Origin of the sequence: Streptococcus sp. FSL K6-1323, assembly GCF_038630745.1 — a bacterium.
Lineage (GTDB): Bacteria > Bacillota > Bacilli > Lactobacillales > Streptococcaceae > Streptococcus > Streptococcus salivarius_D.
The window spans coordinates 1,182,228-1,202,493 of the sequence record NZ_CP152039.1; the positions used below are offsets into that span (position 1 = coordinate 1,182,228).

General features: G+C 34.6%; 19 protein-coding genes. All 19 read right to left on the minus strand.

What is annotated here, in order from left to right; genetic code table 11:
- Positions 1-2: 2 nt before the first annotated feature.
- Complete coding sequence (locus NST80_RS05250) at positions 3-1,580, minus strand: lipopolysaccharide core heptose(II) kinase RfaY (RefSeq protein ID WP_045001760.1); 1,578 nt, start codon at positions 1,578-1,580, stop codon at positions 3-5.
- A gap of 17 nt (positions 1,581-1,597) precedes the next feature.
- On the minus strand, positions 1,598-1,876 hold the full coding sequence (locus NST80_RS05255) for a hypothetical protein (protein ID WP_004182567.1): 279 nt from the start codon (positions 1,874-1,876) through the stop codon (positions 1,598-1,600).
- 247 nt (positions 1,877-2,123) lie between these two features.
- Positions 2,124-3,560 (minus strand): glycoside hydrolase family 1 protein, encoded by a 1,437-nt coding sequence (locus tag NST80_RS05260; protein ID WP_118171821.1) that lies wholly within the window; start codon positions 3,558-3,560, stop codon positions 2,124-2,126.
- 123 nt (positions 3,561-3,683) lie between these two features.
- The gene (locus NST80_RS05265) at positions 3,684-4,820 is read right to left on the minus strand and encodes an AI-2E family transporter (protein WP_004182569.1); all 1,137 of its coding nucleotides are present in this window, start codon (positions 4,818-4,820) and stop codon (positions 3,684-3,686) included.
- 78 nt (positions 4,821-4,898) lie between these two features.
- Complete coding sequence (locus NST80_RS05270) at positions 4,899-5,495, minus strand: histidine phosphatase family protein (RefSeq protein ID WP_004182570.1); 597 nt, start codon at positions 5,493-5,495, stop codon at positions 4,899-4,901.
- Positions 5,492-6,100 carry a histidine phosphatase family protein gene (locus NST80_RS05275; RefSeq protein WP_004182571.1) on the minus strand — a complete coding sequence of 203 codons (609 nt, stop codon included), beginning with the start codon at positions 6,098-6,100 and terminating at the stop codon, positions 5,492-5,494. The genes NST80_RS05270 and NST80_RS05275 overlap by 4 nt, the downstream gene beginning before the upstream one ends.
- On the minus strand, positions 6,097-6,699 hold the full coding sequence (locus tag NST80_RS05280; protein ID WP_004182572.1) for a histidine phosphatase family protein: 603 nt from the start codon (positions 6,697-6,699) through the stop codon (positions 6,097-6,099). The genes NST80_RS05275 and NST80_RS05280 overlap by 4 nt, the downstream gene beginning before the upstream one ends.
- Before the next feature lie 18 nt (positions 6,700-6,717).
- Positions 6,718-7,536 carry a Cof-type HAD-IIB family hydrolase gene (locus tag NST80_RS05285; protein ID WP_049554298.1) on the minus strand — a complete coding sequence of 273 codons (819 nt, stop codon included), beginning with the start codon at positions 7,534-7,536 and terminating at the stop codon, positions 6,718-6,720.
- 331 nt (positions 7,537-7,867) lie between these two features.
- The gene (locus tag NST80_RS05290; protein ID WP_004182574.1) at positions 7,868-9,304 is read right to left on the minus strand and encodes a flippase; all 1,437 of its coding nucleotides are present in this window, start codon (positions 9,302-9,304) and stop codon (positions 7,868-7,870) included.
- Positions 9,305-9,306: 2 nt separating this feature from the next.
- Positions 9,307-11,247, minus strand: coding sequence for an HAD-IA family hydrolase (locus NST80_RS05295; RefSeq protein WP_004182575.1), 1,941 nt, complete (start codon positions 11,245-11,247; stop codon positions 9,307-9,309).
- An 8-nt stretch (positions 11,248-11,255) separates the two neighbouring features.
- On the minus strand, positions 11,256-12,344 hold the full coding sequence (gene wecB, locus NST80_RS05300) for a UDP-N-acetylglucosamine 2-epimerase (non-hydrolyzing) (RefSeq protein ID WP_004182576.1): 1,089 nt from the start codon (positions 12,342-12,344) through the stop codon (positions 11,256-11,258).
- Between the two features lie 18 nt (positions 12,345-12,362).
- Positions 12,363-13,271 carry a glycosyltransferase family 2 protein gene (locus NST80_RS05305; protein ID WP_004182577.1) on the minus strand — a complete coding sequence of 303 codons (909 nt, stop codon included), beginning with the start codon at positions 13,269-13,271 and terminating at the stop codon, positions 12,363-12,365.
- Positions 13,272-14,513, minus strand: coding sequence for a hypothetical protein (locus NST80_RS05310; protein ID WP_037605573.1), 1,242 nt, complete (start codon positions 14,511-14,513; stop codon positions 13,272-13,274). It abuts the gene before it with no gap.
- A 30-nt stretch (positions 14,514-14,543) separates the two neighbouring features.
- A complete protein-coding gene (locus tag NST80_RS05315) occupies positions 14,544-15,623 on the minus strand; it encodes a glycosyltransferase (protein ID WP_045769158.1) in 1,080 nt (359 codons plus the stop codon).
- A gap of 1 nt (position 15,624) precedes the next feature.
- Positions 15,625-16,494, minus strand: a complete 870-nt coding sequence (locus NST80_RS05320; RefSeq protein WP_004182580.1) for a glycosyltransferase — start codon at positions 16,492-16,494, stop codon at positions 15,625-15,627.
- Between the two features lie 4 nt (positions 16,495-16,498).
- On the minus strand, positions 16,499-17,320 hold the full coding sequence (locus tag NST80_RS05325) for a LicD family protein (RefSeq protein ID WP_004182581.1): 822 nt from the start codon (positions 17,318-17,320) through the stop codon (positions 16,499-16,501).
- Positions 17,320-18,060 (minus strand): WecB/TagA/CpsF family glycosyltransferase, encoded by a 741-nt coding sequence (locus NST80_RS05330; protein ID WP_004182582.1) that lies wholly within the window; start codon positions 18,058-18,060, stop codon positions 17,320-17,322. Before NST80_RS05330 ends, NST80_RS05325 begins: the two co-directional genes overlap by 1 nt.
- Positions 18,061-18,065: 5 nt before the next feature.
- A complete protein-coding gene (locus tag NST80_RS05335; protein WP_004182583.1) occupies positions 18,066-19,433 on the minus strand; it encodes a sugar transferase in 1,368 nt (455 codons plus the stop codon).
- An 80-nt stretch (positions 19,434-19,513) separates the two neighbouring features.
- Positions 19,514-20,260, minus strand: a complete 747-nt coding sequence (locus tag NST80_RS05340) for a tyrosine-protein kinase (RefSeq protein WP_004182584.1) — start codon at positions 20,258-20,260, stop codon at positions 19,514-19,516.
- Positions 20,261-20,266: the final 6 nt, after the last annotated feature.

The window sequence follows — 20,266 nt, forward strand, 5'->3', positions numbered from 1 at the left end:
CTTCATCCTTTTTTCTTAAATATTATACGCACTACCGTGATTAAAGCTAGAAAAGTTCCAAGTCCAAGAAATAGCCAGGCAAGATTTTCAAAACCTGATTTATTGGCCAAAAGGGCACCGGAAAGTAGAAATCCCAATGTCAGCAAGGCTAAAACCAGATTATTTAAAACTTTCTCAAAGACTTTAATTCGACCTGAAAAGTTAATAAAATCATGGTTTACCACAATTCGTCCGTTTAAAATCTGCTCCAAGAGCTGATGCAGGCGACGCGGAATATTTTTCCCATTGCGAATCAGATAAAAGAGTTCAATCAAGATACTCTCTTTATTCAGGGCCTGCTTAAGCATATCAGGGCCCATATTTTCTAGGAAATAATCCTTGGCCAAAGTCATCAAATCCATATTTGGGGCCAACTCTCGGAAAATACCTTCGATTTGAAGCGAAGCCTTCTCCAAAATGGTAATTTGAGACGAGGCTTTAAGATGGTTCTTCTGGAAAATAGCCAGTAAATCCTCTAGCAAATCTGTCATCGATAGACTTCCCAAGTCAACACCAGAATAACGACCCAACATCTGCTCGACATCCTGACTTAGAACCGCACGGTTTAGGCCATTATCAAACTGGGTGACTGACAAGATAGCCTTAGTCATGCCGTCAACATCCTGAGCAGTAAAACTATATAGGATGTCATTTAAGGACGCACGCATCCCCACTTCTAACTCACCCATAATACCAAAGTCAATGAAACAAATCTTGCCATCACGTACCAAGAGATTTCCAGGATGAGGGTCACCATGAAAATAGCCATCTTTGAAAACCTGCTTGATAAATGACAGCATTAGTTTCTTACCCACATCTTCCAGGTCATAGCCAGCCTCAATCAGTTGGCTGTAGTCATTAAGTGGAATCCCATCGATGTACTCTTCGACTATGAGGTGTGGCGTCGTAAAGGAATCATAGACCTCCGGGACACCTAGACAAGCAACAGCCCTGTTATTTGCCTTAAAACGCTTCATGGCCTCTGCTTCATTTCTGAAATCAAGTTCCTTAATTAGGGTTTCTCGCAGATTTTCCAAAACCTCCTGAACATCGACCATAGGTATAAAGTGCTTTGGAATATGGCGTGCAAGCTTAATGAGAAGCTGAATATCTTCCTTAACGACCTCATCAATACCAGGTCGCTGAATTTTTACAATCACTTCCTGAGCAGACAACAATCTAGCCCTATGGGTCTGAGCTACAGAACCAGAAGCCAAGGGCTCTTCCGAGAAATCAAGGAAACTGTCAGAAAGCCCACTGGGTAATTCTCGCCTAATGGCAGTCATGACTTCCTCTTTATTCAAGGGAGGAACTGAGCTCTGGAGTTTTGATAATTCTCTGATATAGGCCTCTGGCAAAAGGTCAGAGCGTGTGGATAGGATTTGACCAATTTTAACAAAACTAGGTCCCAATTGCTCAAAGGCTTGGCGTAGCTTGACAGGTGTTGTCTGTTGATCTTGAGGAAGGTGTTTTTCACGATAAGAAAGGAGACCAACTGACGAGAAAACCTTCAACACATGTCTCAATCGTTTACTTGCCATTTTAGTCTCCTTACATTTTATTTATTTTGACTGAGCAAAGCGTCAAGTTTTTCTTCAAGACGTTTCACGTCATCCTTAGTCGCATACTCAACTGAAGATTTCTTAGCATCAAGTTTATTCAAAAATTCTTGAGCTTCTTCCTTACTTTGACGTTTGAGCTCTTGTTCCAGTTCCTTACCTTCTTCAACAGTCAAGCGCCCCTTTTCAACCAACTCTTTGACAAAACTATCAGCTTTATCTACTGTCATAGCAGTCAATCCGATTCCAGCCAAGAGAACTTTTTTCAAATCATTCATTATCGTTACCTCCATCTAAGTAGGAAAAGCAAAGAAATAGACTAGCTACTTCTTCAGAAAATATAAGAACGTTTTCACACTTTTATTCTACCACTTTTTCAGAAAATGTGTTAATTAACATAAATTGCATTCTGTAGTAGTTTAATACTCGATATGCAAATATATTCGCCGAAATACTTATTTATCAATGTTGTACCCAAATACTAAATAAGAATCTCGAGCTTTTGCTGAGATTCTTAACGATTTTCTATTTGTAAAGAGCTTCACCATTACTTTCGATAACAGACTTATACCAAGCTAATGATTTTTTCTTATAACGAGCCAAGCTACCACTACCATCATCATTACGATCAACGTAGATGAAGCCATAACGCTTACTGAGTTCAGCCGTTGAAGCTGAGACCAAATCAATTGGTCCCCAAGTCGTATAGCCCCAAAGCTCCACACCATCTTGAAGAGCTTCACCTACTTGAATCAAGTGTTTTTGAAGGTAATCAATACGATAATCATCTTCAACTGTTGGACCATCAGGACCATCAACAAGGACATCCTTAGCACCCAAACCATTTTCGACGATAAACAATGGCAATTGATAACGATCATAGAAGTCATTCAAAACTAAACGAAGACCGATTGGATCGATAGCCCAACCCCACTCAGATTTCTCAAGGTAGGGATTTTCAACACCACCCATAATATTTCCTTTACCAATCGTATAGTCTTCTGGATTATATGCGGTTGCCACAGACATATAATAAGAGAATGAAATGAAATCAACAGTATTTTTCAAGATTTCTTCATCTTCAGGAGAGAATTGTATTTCAATACCATTATCTTTAAAATAGCGTTTAATATAGTTTGGATATTTCCCACGCGCATGGATATCTGAGAAGAGATAGTTTTGATTTTCAAACTCGTGAACAGCCAACTGATCCAAAGGATTAGCTGTCATACCATAGGCAGGCATGGCAAGAACCATACAACCAATCTTAAAATCAGGGTTGATGTCATGTCCGATCTTGGTTGCTGAAGCTGATGCGACTAATTCATGGTGGACTGCTTGGTAAAGATCCTGTTTAGAGAGCTCTTCCATAGGTGTCGCAATACCACCTGACATGAAAGGTGCATGTAGAACAGAGTTCACTTCATTAAAGGTCAACCAATATTTGACCTTATCTTTATAGCGTGTGAAGACTGTACGGACATAGTTTTCATAAAAACCAATCAATTTACGATTTGTCCATCCATTGTATTCACGTGCTAAGTTTAGAGGTGTTTCATAGTGAGACAAGGTTACAAGCGGTTCAATGCCATACTTAGCCAATTCATCAAAGACTTTATCATAGAAGTCTAGACCAGCTTCATTTGGCTCAGCATCATCACCATTTGGGAAAATACGAGACCATGCAATTGACATACGAAAGACCTTGAAGCCCATCTCTGCAAAAAGTGCTATGTCCTCTTTATAACGGTGATAGAAATCTATACCTTCTAGCTTTAGATTATCTGGTGTTGGTTGGTCTGTAATCAAAGGATTCAAAGACCCAGGTTCAAGTGGAACACCGCCCTTTGGCGTCACATCCTGCACAGACAATCCTTTGCCATCTAAGTTATAAGCACCTTCAAATTGGTTGGCAGCTGTTGCACCACCCCAGAGAAATTCTTTTGGAAATGTATAAGTCATCTTTTATCTCCTCGTCTTGTTTAATATACTAATAGTATAACACTTAGAAAACGATTACACTTATACTATCTTATTGACATCTGATACTATAGTACGAAAAAAACAGACCCAAGTCTGTTTTAATTAATCATTATTTTCAATAGTATTTGCTGCTTTGGCTTCTTCTCGCCTAACAACATTATCTTTAACAATCTGATAAAGGGTAGCGGCTACTGGCACAGAAACCAACATGCCCAAGATACCACCCAAGGCAGAACCTATGGTGATAGCGAAGATAACCCAAATACCAGGAAGTCCGGTAGAGCCACCAACCACATAAGGATAGATGAGATTTCCTTCAAACTGCTGCAAAATAACCACGTAGGCAATAAACAAAAGTGCCAAGGTCACAGAGTGCGTCATAATCAAGATGGTACCAATCGTCACACCGATATAGGCCCCTACAACTGGAATCATAGCTGAAAAACCAATCAGGATAGAGATAGTCGCAGCGTATGGAAAATCAAAGATACGCATCCCAATATAACACAAGGTTCCCAAGATACAAGCCTCAATCGACTGATAAACAAAGAAATTGCGGAAGCGATTATTGAGAATAGCAACCACATAGTGGAAAGTCTTACCATAACGTCCTAAATAGACATCTACCAAACGATTGACCTGATTTCCAAGTTTTTCTTTCCCAGCCAAAACATAGCAAGAAAAGACGATACTAATAAAGAGATTAATCAAAGTTGATGGTAGACTCGTTAACGAAGTCAAGAAGCTTGTCAAACCATTCATGATTTGTTGAAGCAACTGAGCACTGTAGCTATTGATTAGCTCTCTAACCTGTGTCACACCACCAAGATCTTGAATAATCTTTTGCAAGGACTTGTTTTTAAGCAGCCAATTAATCAAGTTATTAATAGCTGAACGGTCTTGACTAATCAAGGTGTTGATACTGTCAATCAAATCGGGAAGAACAGTGAATACGACCCAAGTAAAGACCAAACCAATGGTAGCCAATGCAGAGAGCAGAGCAATTGGACGCTTGATCTTAGCGATAAAACCAAATGGAATAAACTTAACCAGTAGCTTCTCATAAAAAGACATCAGGATATTGACCACAAAGGCAATCCCTGCTCCAACCAGGAAGGGCTGACTGGCAATGTAAATAGTGTTACAAATTGAAACAACGGTTTCCCAGTAAGTATAAATCAAGAAACAGCTGAAAAAGAGGACAGCTAACCAAATGAACTGATTTTTTGTAAATTTCATAGGTACTCCAAAATTTAAAATACCCTTCCATTATACACTAAGAAAGGGTTTCTTACTATCTTTGATCGTAGAAAGCCGCTAAAATTCCACCAACTCTTGATCAGCTATTGGATCAATCAGCTTGACAAAGTAGAAGCTAGATCCATCGTAATCAAAAACTAAGATGGCACAATTGCCTGGACACGACTCAAAGGCCCTCTCTGGCTCCACGGCATGAAGAAAAGTCATCAAGGCTCCAGCGTGACTAACAGCTAAAATAGATTGGTTAGGATGCTTATCTACTATCTCCTTAGCACTCGCAACCACACGCGCAACGAACTGATCTTGACTTTCTCCACCAAACTGGGCATAGTGGTCACCAAAATGCCCCACAACAGATGTCTTGGGATGAAGATACTCTGGCTGACCCTCAAAGATACCAAAATGCATTTCTTTAAGTCCCTTAACACGTTGATAATCAGAACGCCCAGTCGCCAATTCAATGGTATCAGAAGCTCTTTCGGTTGTCGTGCAATAATACTGATCAAAGGTCATATCATGTTTTTCAAAATAAGCACGGACCTGACGAGCTTGGTCCCGACCTTTCTCAGTCAAGGGAGAATCACACCAACCTTGAATCCGATTAAGTGTGTTAAAAAGTGTTTGTCCATGTCTCATTAAATAGAGTCGTGTCATTCTTCGCCTCCATAGATATACTCTTCTTCTACAGGATTATATACTGAAAGCAATTCAAATTGACCTTTATCATAAGTAAAATGTAAGATGCAACAATTTTTAAGACCACGAATATCTAGGTCGGGATTTAAAACACGTCTACAGAACTGCAAAATAGATGGTCCATGACTAACTAGCAAGGACTTAGAACCATCGGCCACACTCTCCATGATGGCCCTAATAGTTAACTCCATACGATCCCGAACCTGGGTCGTACTCTCACCACCAAATTGAACAAAGTAATCACCAAAGCCTTGGCCATCAGGTAAGGTTTTAGGAGTAAGATACTCTGGCTGGCCCTCAAAAGCTCCAAAATCCTGTCCCTTAAGACCTTTAAGTCTTTCATAGTCTGTTCGTCCAGTCACAATTTCTAGAGTATCACTGGCTCTCTCAGAAGTTGACGTAAAGACATGATCAAAAATCGGCTCCTGCTTGACTAGATACTGACCAGCCTTTTTAGCCTGTTCAATCCCGACTTCCGTCAAAGGGGCATCGCAGACCCCCTGAAGTCTATGCTGAACATTAAACCGTGTTTGTCCATGCCTCATTAAATAAAATTCTTTCATAATGTTACCTCTAAACCAGAAATCGGATCAATCACCTGAAGAAGCTCCAATTGACCTTGGTTATAATCATAAACACAAATATTACAATTTCCAAAGCCCACTCCTTCAGGAAAGGCCAAATCCATGAAAATGATTAATCCCCATAGAGCCGCCCCATGACTGACGAATAGGAGATTCTCAGCACCATCTTTAGTGTGTGCTTCTGCTTTCTCTAACACAGTCTTCAAGACCCTCTGACCGACCTCGCGAATATCTTCACCACCGTATGGGACCAAGAGATCTTCAAAGGATCGTGAACCTGGTCGATGTTTGGGGAGGAGGTGCTCTGGTTGAGCTTCAAAAGATCCAAAGTTCATTTCTTTTATTCCCTTGAGCTGGGTTACCGAATAGTCAGGCGCCACAATCTTTGCCGTATCAGTCGCCCTCTCTTGCGTAGAGGAGTAGACAGCATCAAAAGAAATACCTTTCTTTGCAAAGTACTGTTTCGCTTGTTCTGCCTGCCAAATCCCATTTTCAGTCAAGGGAGAGTCACACCAGCCCTGAACACGCTTTTGCGTATTAAACAGTGTCTCACCATGTCTCATTAAATATAACTTCATTACTCTACCACCCTATCTTTAAACCAATCCTAAATAATCTTCTAAGACAGTCAATACTCCTTGGTCTTTGTGGTGGGGAGCAATCTGATCAGCCACTTGTAAAATAGCTGGACTGGCATTTTCCATAGCATAAGAGTGGCCAGCCATTTGCAAGAGCTCAAGATCATTGTCTCCATCACCGAAAGCCATGACATTGGACTCAGACAAGCCCCAGTGTTTAAGAAGCTGCTTGAGTCCCCAAGCCTTATGCATGCCTTTTTGAATGAAGTCAATAGCACCAAAACCACTGGGAACAGCAACTAGATTGCCATCAAAATCACGATTAAAAGCCTGTGAAACACGATTAGCCTCTTCAGGACTCAGCAACATGGTAATCTTGATAAAATCATCATCTAAATCCTCCAGCCCATTCAAACGTTGAATGGATGCTTCCATGGCGGCTTGCTCTTCTTCTGTTATCATCTCAGCAAAATTGACCCTAGACCCTTTTAACATATAGGAGCCTTGAGCACCATTAAATATAGTTGGCCTATCCAACAAATCATAATTAAAATAGCTTAGCAAGTTTTCAACATCATTTAATGCCATGAACTCCTGACACAGAAGTTTGCCATAGCTAACCACCTGACCACCATTTTCAGCTACAAAATGCAGTCGGTCAAAAGTCTCCGCAAACATGGGTTTAAGGCGACTCATACTATTACCTGATGCAACGACAAAGTGCATATCACGCGCATCCATAGCATCTAAAATCTGACTAAAACGCTCCTTGTCATAGCTCCCTTTATCGTCTAAAAATGTACCATCCATATCTGTTGCAATCACCTTAATGGTCATAAAGCACCTCCTTGACTAACTTATCCCTATTATAACCCTTTTAGAAAACGCTTACCAGTACCATGCTAGGAAAAACTGATACTATTCTTGGATATAAAAAAAGATTCCATTGGAATCTCTTAAATAAGGCTCTATAATTTCTGTAGTGGGTAAAAGTACTGTAGAGATTATAGAGCTGCTTTTTAAGTGTACACAAAAAGTCCCGAAAAAGACAATCGACAATAGCTTCAACTAAGCCACATACGATTGCCTCTATACATCGTCTCATTCGAACAATATATTACCTCTTTTTGATCTTTACGAAAAAAATTTACTTTTTATTATATATAGTCTACTTTAAATTCCCAAATACATTCTTTATTGTTTTATCCCTAAGTAAAAGAAGTAAAGAAACATAAATTAAAAAGAACAACAAGCCTGATACAGTTAACTGAATAAGAGCATCCTTATAAATAAAAAGTGACCTAGTTAATAATAATATTAAAGCTGAAATAATAGCTGAAATAATAAATTTAAAGATTGAGCTAACAGAGATACTTTTTTGTAAGAAATCTATAGAGTATTTAACCTGTATAACCATCTGAGTAATCTCTGCAAACAAGGTTGCTAAGCCTCCCCCTAAGATTCCATATTTCGGCATGAGCAAAAAATTTAATATTAAATTAACAAATGCACCACTGCTTACTGCAAGCATAAAATATTTTTCTCGTCCTGTCGGAATCAAAATTTGATTTCCAGTAATATTTGAAAAGCCTGAAATTAACAATATAGGCATTAGAACTTGCATAGTTAATGTTGCATCTAGATATTTATTACCTCCTAAAAGTAATATACTATCTCTTGCTTCGATTAGAAAAAAAACAGTTAATGGTATTGATATTAAAAAAATCACTGAAATGGATTCTCGTAAAACTTCTCTAAATTTTGAAATATCTTTCTGACTAATATAGAACGAAAAGCGAGGTAATAAAACAGTGCTAATAGAAGTAACTAATGATAGTAAAATCCATTTAACTTTAGTAGCAACTGAATAAAGACCGACTGCTGAATTACCACTAATAAACCCTAACATCACCGTGTCTAAGTTTGTATATACATTTACCGCCAAAAGAGATGCGAATAAATACCACATGGGTTTTAGATGATGTTTGAATTTAAGATCATTTCTTAATTTAAAAGATATAAATTTCCTACTTTGAAGAATATTTAAGATATTGGAACTTAATATAGAAAATAAAGTTATACTAGCATATACGATATAATCGTTGGGCTTTTTAACCAATAAAAAAGTAAGAATCAATGATATAAACTTTAATAAGATTGACCTTTTTGTTATATAAGAATATTCTTCTATGCCACTGTAAAACCAATTAAGTGAAAAAGGTGAAGCCAATACAGTAACACAAGTAATGACTAACAACGCCATTTCAGATCTTAATTGTTCTATCCCCATTGCTAATAACAATAGTAAAACTGAAACAATGATTGCCATAAATAAATTAACTAATAATAACTCTTGAAATACTTTAGTTAATTTATTTTTATCATTACGAACCTTTGCAATAGCACGAATACCATAGGTAGAAATTCCGAGCGATGCTACTAAAGTACAGTAACTACTGATTGAAGTAAAAAAAGAAGTTACCCCAACTCCAGTGGGGTTTAAAACTCTAGAAATGTACGGAAAAGTAATTAGAGGAAAAACAATATTTGACAAAGTTAGTAAAACATTCAATATTGCATTAATTTTAATTGATTTCTCTTTCATTATTATATTCCATTTCTCAATTTCAAAATAAAGCGTTTTAAAAAGAAGACGAAATAACAATACATTTTTGAGAAAATTTTCCCAAAACTTATCTTATAAAAAGCCATATATGCAAAATCGACCCAAAGAAAGTCCATCTTTAAAAGAAATAATGATTTCTTTGAAAGTCTTACTTTCTTTTTTATAACAACTTCACCAAAATTTTCTATTACATTATCACGTAATCTTTCCTTTAAAAGGAATAATTTAGGAGCGAAGACACATTCCTTTTTTAAAGAATTAATAATAAATAAATTATAACAATCATACGGAAGTTTACAAGAATTACTATACCCTTCCAATAAAGTTTTAAATCCCGTAATCATATTTTCTTGGTAGCTATGTACCATTTCATAAACTTTAACATGTTTCCGGTCATTATCAAGGATTGGAATTACTTTTCCATTAGTTGACTTATACGCAATTGTCGGGCCATGATCAGCTACAAAAATATCCTCATAAAATTCATAATTTCTACTAATAATATCAAAAAACTCCGTCTTCTCAGGAAAATCATTAAACATTATACCGAACTTATTCTTTTTCGAAATGTTATCATTATCTTGATATTTAAGACCAAAATAATACCCTATAATAATTTTATCAGATAACGCCCTTTGAATATTATCTTGAATTGTACCTTTCCAACCTATATCAACCAAATAAATAGTATCATCACTAGTTAAACTATTCACATAATCTCTAAAATTCGAGCTCTTTGATTTCTCAAACATATATCTCTTAAGAAAAACAGGGTTGGATTTCAGTAACTCTAAAAGCTTGGAATTTTTTTCAAGAGTCTCCTTAATTTCAACTCTTAAATCACCAGCTATCTGTTTAATCTCTTCATCTGAAAAATTTAAATTCAGAAGAAAATTTTCTAAACTAATTTTTTTATATTGTCTAAAAATGATATCAAAATCTTCAACATCAGGATTAGTTAAAGATGGAATTAACGTTGAACGTCTTGAAACATAAAAATAATATGTTTGAATCTTATTCTTATGTAAAAAAGTACTTTGATAAAGATCAAATAATTCCTTTAATAACTGACCTTCACGTGAACAGAATAAAACTTTGGTCACTCTATCCTTTGTAAGTTGAACATGTAATTTCGAAACAAAATATAAAATGTCTGCTAAGAATCCATTAAATGGAGCATTCTCGGCATCGGAAAAAAGAACATCTTTATAAAGTTTCTCAAGTCCTTTATCGTCAATTAAACTATCTTCAACTGGAGTATACTCTCTAAAATATGCGTTTAACCCTATATTACTGGGATTAACGAAGTCAGAGATATAATTATCACCAATCATAGTTACTTGGTGAGGCTCCAGTCCTGTTATAGATAAGAATTTTTCAAACAACCTACCACTAGATTTACGTGCATTATATTCGCTAGAAACTATAATATCTTCGAAATAATGTTTTATACCTAAATGTTCCAAAATCTTACCTATAAGCTTACTATCGGCATAGAAATCGGAAATAACGTATAATTTTTTCCCATTTTCATAATGAAATTTTATAATATCTAAAATTTCATTATCTATATAAATATGCTCTATTTCTAAAAGTACTTCTAACTCTTTCGAAAACTCAACAAAATCTTCAATATCAGGAAAATATTCTGATTTAGAAAGATTCTTTAACCTATTATAAAGCTCAGCTAAGAGATCTTGATAAGCAACTTCTTCTAAGCCATTACTTTTTTTTTCAGTTTCAATTTTCTTTCTTATTTGATAAATTACAGATGAACTAATCGAAAATCTTAAATAGCACGAAACCTCTTTGGCCCACTTAAATAAAATAATTTCAGGATTACAATCACGATGAACAATAGTATCAAAGAAATCGAACGCGACAATGTTGGTCTTAATTTTTTTATAATCAATTACAGACATCATTTCACCTAATTATCTAATAAAATTTCAACAATCTGTTTACAAGCCGTACCATCACCATAAGGATTGCTAGCTTCACTCATTTTATTGTACTCAGTTTGATCTTCCAGCAATCGCTTGAAATTATTATAGATGTTTTCCTCACTTGTTCCAACTAATTTCAAGGTTCCGGCAGCGACACCTTCAGGACGTTCTGTTGTATCTCGCATCACTAACACAGGTTTGCCTAACGAAGGTGCTTCTTCTTGAACGCCACCTGAATCCGTTAAAATCATATAACTTTGGTTCATGAAATTATGAAAATCAATCACTTCCAAAGGTTCAATAATTTTTATTCGTTCATTATTTCCAAATACTTTATTGGCTAATTCACGAACTTTGGGATTCTTATGAATCGGATAAACCACCTTCACATCTTCGAATTCATCCAAAATACGATTGACCGCTCGGAACATATGCTCCATTGGTTCACCCAGATTTTCACGACGATGCGCTGTCAACATAATGAGCTTACTTCCTTTGGCCCAATCTAAAATAGGATGGCTATAATCATTTTGAACTGTAGTCTTCAAGGCATCAATTACAGTATTCCCAGTAACGAAAATGTTCTCTCGACCTTCTCTCACTAGGTTTTCTTTTGAAACCTCTGTAGGAGCAAAGTTGTAATCAGAAACTATAGACGTTGCTTGACGATTAAATTCTTCTGGAAACGGACTATGTAAATTATAAGTTCGAAGGCCTGCCTCAACATGCCCTACTTTAATACCTTTATAAAATGCTGCTAGAGCTGTTACAAAGGTCGTCGTTGTATCACCATGAACTAGAACAATATCTGGTTTTTCTTCATCTAAAACTGATTGTATTTTATCTAAAATAGATGTTGTTATTGTAAATAGTGTCTGATTGGTTTTCATGACACCTAGGTCATAATCAGGTATAATCTTAAAAACATCTAAAACTTGTTCTAGCATTTCCTTGTGTTGACCAGTAACGCACACTACTGTTTCAATAGTAGTATGCTGTTTCAGTTCTTTAACTAAGGGACACATTTTAATCGCTTCTGGGCGCGTTCCAAAAACCAACATTACTTTTTTCATTTTACACCTTCCAATATATTAATCATTTTCAATCACAATAAACGGATATTTCGAATCAATTACTCCTCTTATACCATCAACGTAATACCTAATAATCTTAATATTTTTTTCTTTTCCTAAAAGAAGACGATAAGTAAATCTAAAAAGTAGATACATCAGAAATCTAATATATTTAATTTTGCTATTTATATTTCTTTTAACGAAAACTACTTTATTTCTATTCATCAAATACTCTTGTAATCCATTTATAGCATTAATAGATACCGATCCCTTGTGGTAAATATAGTAGTCCGTTAGACATATATTTTTAAACCCTTGTTCTTTGGCCTTGTAACACCACTCGGTCTCCTCATAAAATAAAAAATAACTCTCCGGTATATACCCTAACTTTTTAAGAACTTCAGTTCTGAATAACATACAGGCACCACCGATATAATCGCTCTCAACAATGGGAGGTAATTTTCTTCTTGAAACTTTATTATTTTTCAGATTAACGTATCCTTTTTCAATACAAATATCACCTCCAGTAGATTGAACTAAATCATCATCTTTATATTCCACAAGTGCTGGACTTATAAAAGCAATTGAACTATCATTCTTCAAGAAATCAACACAGGGTGTTAAAAAATCAATATCAATAACAGTATCATTGTTTAATATACATATATATATATATCCTCGGCTTTCAGCAATTTTTATACCAATGTTGTTACCATTAGCATATCCTCGGTTCACCTTATTGGGAATAATTTCAACATCATTCAAGCATTTTCTCAATTGACTAACACTATCATTAGAAGAGTTATTATCAACTACAATAATGTCGTACATATCACGTCGAATCGTTGACTGTAAACTATGAATACAATTAATCGTATCGGTGTAATTATTATAATTTAGAATGATAAAACATACTTTATTTAACATTTATCTCTCCTTAGTCAACTGATAATCATAAAAGAATATTAATGCAAAGATCAACACTAAAGAGTAAATCCTCTGACTACCAAATATGTTTAATGATGCGGCAGTTACCAATATGTTAGTCAACAAACCTATAAATAGAGAACATTCACATATATATTTTTTATTCTTTGTTCTTCTTATCAAGGTCACCAATTTATATATCAAATAACCATATAAAAAGAAAGAAAGTATTCCAAATTGAACGAAAAGTTCTACGAATCCCAAGTCGTCAAGATACATCTGAACCATACCGGGACCAAACAGTATAGAAAAACTATTTGCGTTTAAGGAGGTTAATATACCTAATCCGTATATCCAATGATTGTCTCTCAACAAACTCAAATAATACTTAAGTTCCCAATATCTAAATCCTAAGCCCAAATCAGTAGATCCATTATTAAACAGATTAATATACCCTTTTATCAAGTCTAAGCCACCAGTTAATAAAAAGCATACTATTCCTGCAATAATACAAAAAAGATAAAAATGCATATAAGGTTTTTTATAGTATAAATACATTAAAAACATTGATAACAACTGAGGGAAGATTAACATACGAGTTTGATTTACAAAAACTACAAAAATCATCATAAAAAGTAGTTTATAAAAATACTTTCTTTCACCATACTTTAAGAAAAAGTAAAAGGATAAAAAAAGTGCTATAGAAATTAGAGGTGTGCCATCAATTCGAATAGAAGTTTCATTTCTATACCATAACTTTCCAAACTCCATCAATATTTTTGGAAACAATTGAAATTTAAGTAATGAAAATGACAGCCATGATATAAAACGAATAACCAATGAAACAAGTAAAATGTTTATTGTATTATCAATTACTCGTTTCATCTTTTTTTCATTATTCCCAAATAAATAAATTAAAGTAAAGAATAATAAAACCCAAATATATTGTCTTATAGCATAAAAATATTCGATAAATGAATAAGAATAAGAACTTGCGGCTTTTATCGATGAAAATAATACACACAAAATATATGCAGCACCAAAAAAAAACGCAGACCTAGATATATACCTTCTATTAGCTATTAAAAGTGGAAGCATAAGGATAATAATAAAAATAGAGATAAGTGTAAGTAAATTCCTATGAATAAATAAACTTACATTTAAAAACAAGAATAATCCCACCGAAAATGCTACAGAAATGTAATACAACAGCTCCATTAATTCTATACGAAAGCTTCTCAATTTTTCCTCCCAGAATATGTTAAATACAGATTATAATTTTTCAATCAATGCTTCTATTCTTGAAATTCGATTTTCCCAACTATTACAATTCAAGAAATCTTCTCTCATCTTTTCATTGTATTTAATTTCTTTTGATTGCATTAATATTTCAAGCTGACTCTTAAATTCGTCATAACCATCGTAAGAATAAGTAAATTTACTAAATCTTTCTATCTCCTTATAACTTATCGTCAAGATATCCTTATTAAAGTTTATGTACTCATACAATTTTACGGGATCAACTGCTTCCACAATATCATTTAATTTAAATGGCATAATCAACGCATCAGCATCTTTGATATTAGAATAGATATCTTTGTGATCTACACTACCAACATACTTTATTCTTTCATTTTCGGGAATTGTAACTCCACTTACTGGTCCTATCAAACGATATTCAATATTCTTAAAATCTTTTAAACTTTTCAACAAAATATCGAAATCAAACCAATGACTTATTGTACCAACATAAGCTAAAACATATTTTTTTGCTTTTCTTTTTTCAGCCGGAACATCCAATACATCTCCATTATAGCCGTTTCTAACAACTTCAATTTTAGACTCATCTAGTACCTCTTGATAATCTTTCAACAGATTTGATAGTAATCTTTCACTAGATACTAAAATTAGATCTGCCCTAGCAATTAATTTAGTTTCAAGTTTCTTGATTCGTTGCTGCTCGTTATTTTCAGTAATGAAAGCAGTATGATAATCCATACAGTCATAAATGACCTTTCCTTTATAGTTATTATCAAATTTCTCAAATTGATTAGGATGTGTTAAATAAACAATATCTGGATCAAACTTTCTAGCTACTTTTTTTATCTTTCGGGAAACAATCCAATCATTTACTGCCTTAAGTTTTGCAAATCTAGTTACAAAGGGGATACTATAAATTCGAGAAAGCTTCACACTATTTTCATTCCTATTTAGAGTAAGACCTTTTCTATTATACCAATACCGATAAAGAACTTCCACATGGTGATTCTTAGACAATCCTTCTGCAATAAAGTGAGGTCGTTGTTTTATCCAATTCCACTCAACGTTCATTACATAAAGTATTTTTTTCATGTTATTTTTCCTTCCCCATCAATTCTAAGAAATAACTAGTAGATTCAAAATTACACTTGTTTGAAAAGATGGTTTTTTCTACCAAATTTGAATATACCTGATTTGTCGCAACATTTTGATGATGGAGAACTTTAATCTCTGGTGTATATAAACGCTTGTATCCTTTTTTTTCACATTCATAGTCCAGAATTTCTGTTTCAAAATAGAAAAACGTATTTGGATTAAAAGCAAACTCCTCATTTTTTATATAATCTTTAGAGTATACGATAAAAGAGCCATGTAAAATTGGATTTACGACGGTTTTCTTATAATTGGTTTCTGAGTTTCTTCTTTTCTGATAGATAAGTGTTCGTAATTTTTTACTTGCTTTAAGCCAACACTTTATTTTCAAAGAAAGACTAATCTGACTTTCTTTTTTAAATTTTTGATTCAGTTTCTTGACTTCATCATAAGTATAATGCGAACATCGTTTTGGATTCTGATGAAGATGATAAGTCGTTGAATAAATATCAGGACCGAGTAAATGAAATTTTTCTCGCTCATATATTTCACTAACTTTTTCCTCAAAATTGTTAGTTTCTATTTCTACATCATTGTTCATAATGACAATAAAATCCGGTTTATATTTGAATTTAGAATATTGATAAGCGACATTATTTCCTCTAGCAAATCCTAAATTTTTATCATTTATTAACACATCAATTTCTTCATCATCTTTATAAAATTCCTGTAACTGTTCACCTGTTCCGTTATTTGAGAAATTATCAATGATGATTATTTTTTTCTGATTGCAATTACTTTCCTGTATAGATTTCACACAAGAAACCGTCTCATCATAAACCTTGTAATGTAAAATAATATAACAAAACAAATTCTTACCCTCCTATATGCGACTTTCTATCTTCTTCAGCAGGTTCTTCGTAATAATAGTTTTCACCATACAACCTCTTCAGATAACTATCATAATCAGACGGAACTCTATACTCTGTGTCTTCAAATCTCAAAAAAACACCTTTTCCCCAAATATCGGAAGGCATCACTTCTTTAGTGAATAAAGAAGCATTTACTGTACCAGCATAATGTTGTTTCTTCCAATCATATCGCTTATACAACCTATCCAGTCGGTTGTATACTGAATTTTGAGGAAACAGTTTTGCAAAACCTAATTTTTTAAATAATCCAATCAGCAATTTCTGCTTTTTAGAATGCATATCAATATGATCGCCTTTATAAGTTGTTCCCAAACTAGCTAAAAAACGGTACCAATACACTTTAAGGTAATACACCTTTCTGACTAAACTATTGTTAGGAGCGCCATCAAGAGGTATGATATCAATAAGATGCAAGCCAAGATTTGTATTCCTGGGTAGTCCCAATTTTATTCTCTCATCTTCAAGTAGAAAAAGACGTGGAAAATAACAGTGTAATTCTTCACAATACTGATGACAAAGAACCTGATACTTACCTGCAATTATTTTATTTTCAAAAATTTGTGGTAGCTGATCATAATCTTCTCTGGGAACGGCAATATCCACATCATCATCCCAAGGGATAAACCCTTGGTATTTAACTGCTCCCATCACACTTCCGCCTCTCAAGAAGAACATTAGATTATTTTCTTTACAAATCTTGTTGAATTCTTTTAAAGCATCCAGCTCAATTTCTTGAATTTTTTTTAAGACTTCAAACTGTCCCATTATTTCACCCGCTTTTTCTCTTTTACAACTTTATAAATAAAACTAACATTTCCCACAAAATAACGCTTAAAGAGCCGTTTGGGTTCATTGGCCACACGAAACAACCACTCTAAATTTGCTTTCTGCATCCACATTGGCGCGCGCTTGATATGACCTGATAGGACATCAAAACTTCCTCCAACTCCCATAAACACAGAGTTTACTCCATTATCCATAAACTTCTGGATCAAGTACTCCTTTTTAGGAGAAGTAATGCCGACAAAGACAAAATCTGGATTTTTTTTTCGAATATCTTCTTGAATAATTTCTTCCTCTTCAGCAGAAAAATAACCATTTCGATGGCCAACTACCTGTAAATTCGGATAATTCTTTTTAAAAATGGCCAACATATCGGTTAAGACTTCTTCTTTTGCTCCAAAGAAGTAGACAGAGTAACCTTTTTTATTGGCTAGAACAAGCAGTTCTTGCATCAAATCAATCCCAGCTACACGCTCAGGTACTGAGTATCCTAAATAGCGAGCAGCGATTACAACAGAAGCTCCATCTGCATTGATAACCTCAGACTCGTTGACAATCCTCTTTATCTCGTCATCAGAGTGACACTGGTTTATTTTATCAGCATTCACTCCCATTAAGTGAAGGGGCCTCTTATCTGAAACAAATTGTTCCACAACACTAATCGTTTCATTCATTGTTAATGGATCAATATTAATGCCAAGTAATTGAATTCTGTTTTTCATACTATTTATTTTGCTCCATCTTTCATTACTACAACTTTAATCGTTTTCAGTAAGATTTGAATATCTCGCCAGATTGTCCACCCATCCATATAAGCAACATCCAGTTTAACAACCTCATCAAAGTCAGTGATTTCACTTCGTCCACTTACTTGCCAAAGACCTGTGATACCAGGTTTAAAACTTAAACGACGTTTCTGTTCAGGTGTATATTTTTCATACTCATCAACTGTTGGAGGACGTGTCCCAACCAAGCTCATATCCCCTTTTAATACATTCCAAAATTGTGGAAGTTCATCTAAGCTAGTTCTCCGAATAAAATGCCCAATTTTTGTAATACGGGGGTCATTGTCTATTTTAAACATCCCCCCCTTCATTTGATTTTTATCCATCAATTGCTTTTTAATTTCCTCAGCATCAACACGCATTGAGCGGAATTTATAAAATCTAAAAATACGTCCATTCTGTCCAACACGATTCTGTACAAAGATAGCTGGTCCTCCGTCTTTTCGAATAAGAGGGTAAAGAAATAATCCTGCAACCCCACAAATTACAAGGCCAACTAAAGATCCTACAATGTCGAGCAAACGTTTTGCAAGTACGTCAACATAACTATAGAATTGAGCAGAGAATGTAATAACATTAAAAGGCCCTAGTTGTTGTAATCGTTTTTCACTCTCACTCAAAAACTCGATCACATTAATATTGATAGATACAGGGATACCCATTAATTCAAACGAAGAGATAAAATCCCATATCTTATACTTCTCACTTGGGAGATTAACAAACACCTCATCTACCACTGAATGAGTCGCATATTCAGTAAGATTTTCCTTGGATAAAGTTTTTAAAATAGGATCTGAAAAATTTGGATCATCTAGGACACAAACTGCTGTGATTTTACCATCCATATTATCTCTCATCCGACTCAAGACAGTATCCAATCTAGCTCTGTCAGTAATTAAAAGAATATTTTTATTAGCTTTACGACGCGTATAAATTGAAGATCTAAAAATTTTTAAACACGTATTTGTTATATAGAGAAACAAAGCATTTAGAACAACAAAAAAGAGGAGACCTCGGCGAGATATAGAAAAACCACCGTCTGAAAAAAAGGATATAAACGTAGCAATCAATACAAATAACAAACTATATTTAAATGTTGCCACAAATTCTTGTAAATATCCTCTATACTTGAGATTATTATGGTAGTTACTTAAATAATATGTCAACATATGAATTACAGCTAATAGTACTATACTACTTTTGCCAATCTCTGAATAAGGAATTTTACTGACTCCCCATGCAACAAAAGCAACTACTATCAACTGGACCATACCAATCTCAAAACGGCGTATATCTTGTTTTTCTTTCACCTTAAACTCCTTCTCTTCCTTTTAATAATTTACTTGGAAGTTATGAAAAAGTTGCCTTCCCCCTTTCAACTTTTACAGTTCTATCCTCTCTTTCGACGATGTTTTCTCGACTTGTTTTCAGTATGTTTATCGCCTCCATACTCTCCATAAGACCCGTATGAGCCATAAGATCCATATGAGCCGTACTTATCAATCGCTAAATCCACCTTATTCAAAACAACACCAAGAAACTCTGAGCCACTTTGTTGCAATTGTTCTACAGCCTTAGTAACAAAACGACGCTTAATTCTTCCAGCTGCTGTAACCAGTAGACTAGCATCTGCTTGGTGTGCAATAATAACAGCATCAATCACCAAACCAATTGGTGGTGTGTCAATGATAACGTAATCATATTGAGCACGAACAATCTCTAATAATTGTACAAAATTATCATTTTGTAACAGACTTGTTGGATTTGGTGGCACTGGACCTGACGAAAGAACATGAAGTCCGGGAACATCAGTTTCACAAATCACTTCGCCTAATGAAGCATTCCCAGATAAGAAGTTAGACAACCCCTTATAAGGTTCATTTGACTTAAATGTTCCTGACAATACAGAATTACGCGTATCCGCATCGATAAGAAGTGTCCTAAGACCAACACTAGCAAAGGAAATTGCTAAATTAACAGATGTTGTTGATTTTCCTTCACCAGGTTGAACAGAGCTTACTGCAATCACTTTAAAATTTGCACCAGAAAACTGGATATTTGTACGAATAGCGTTATAATACTCTTCCGTCTTTTTAGCAAAGTCTGCTTTTGATTTAACTAACTTTAATAAAGGCATTTCTTC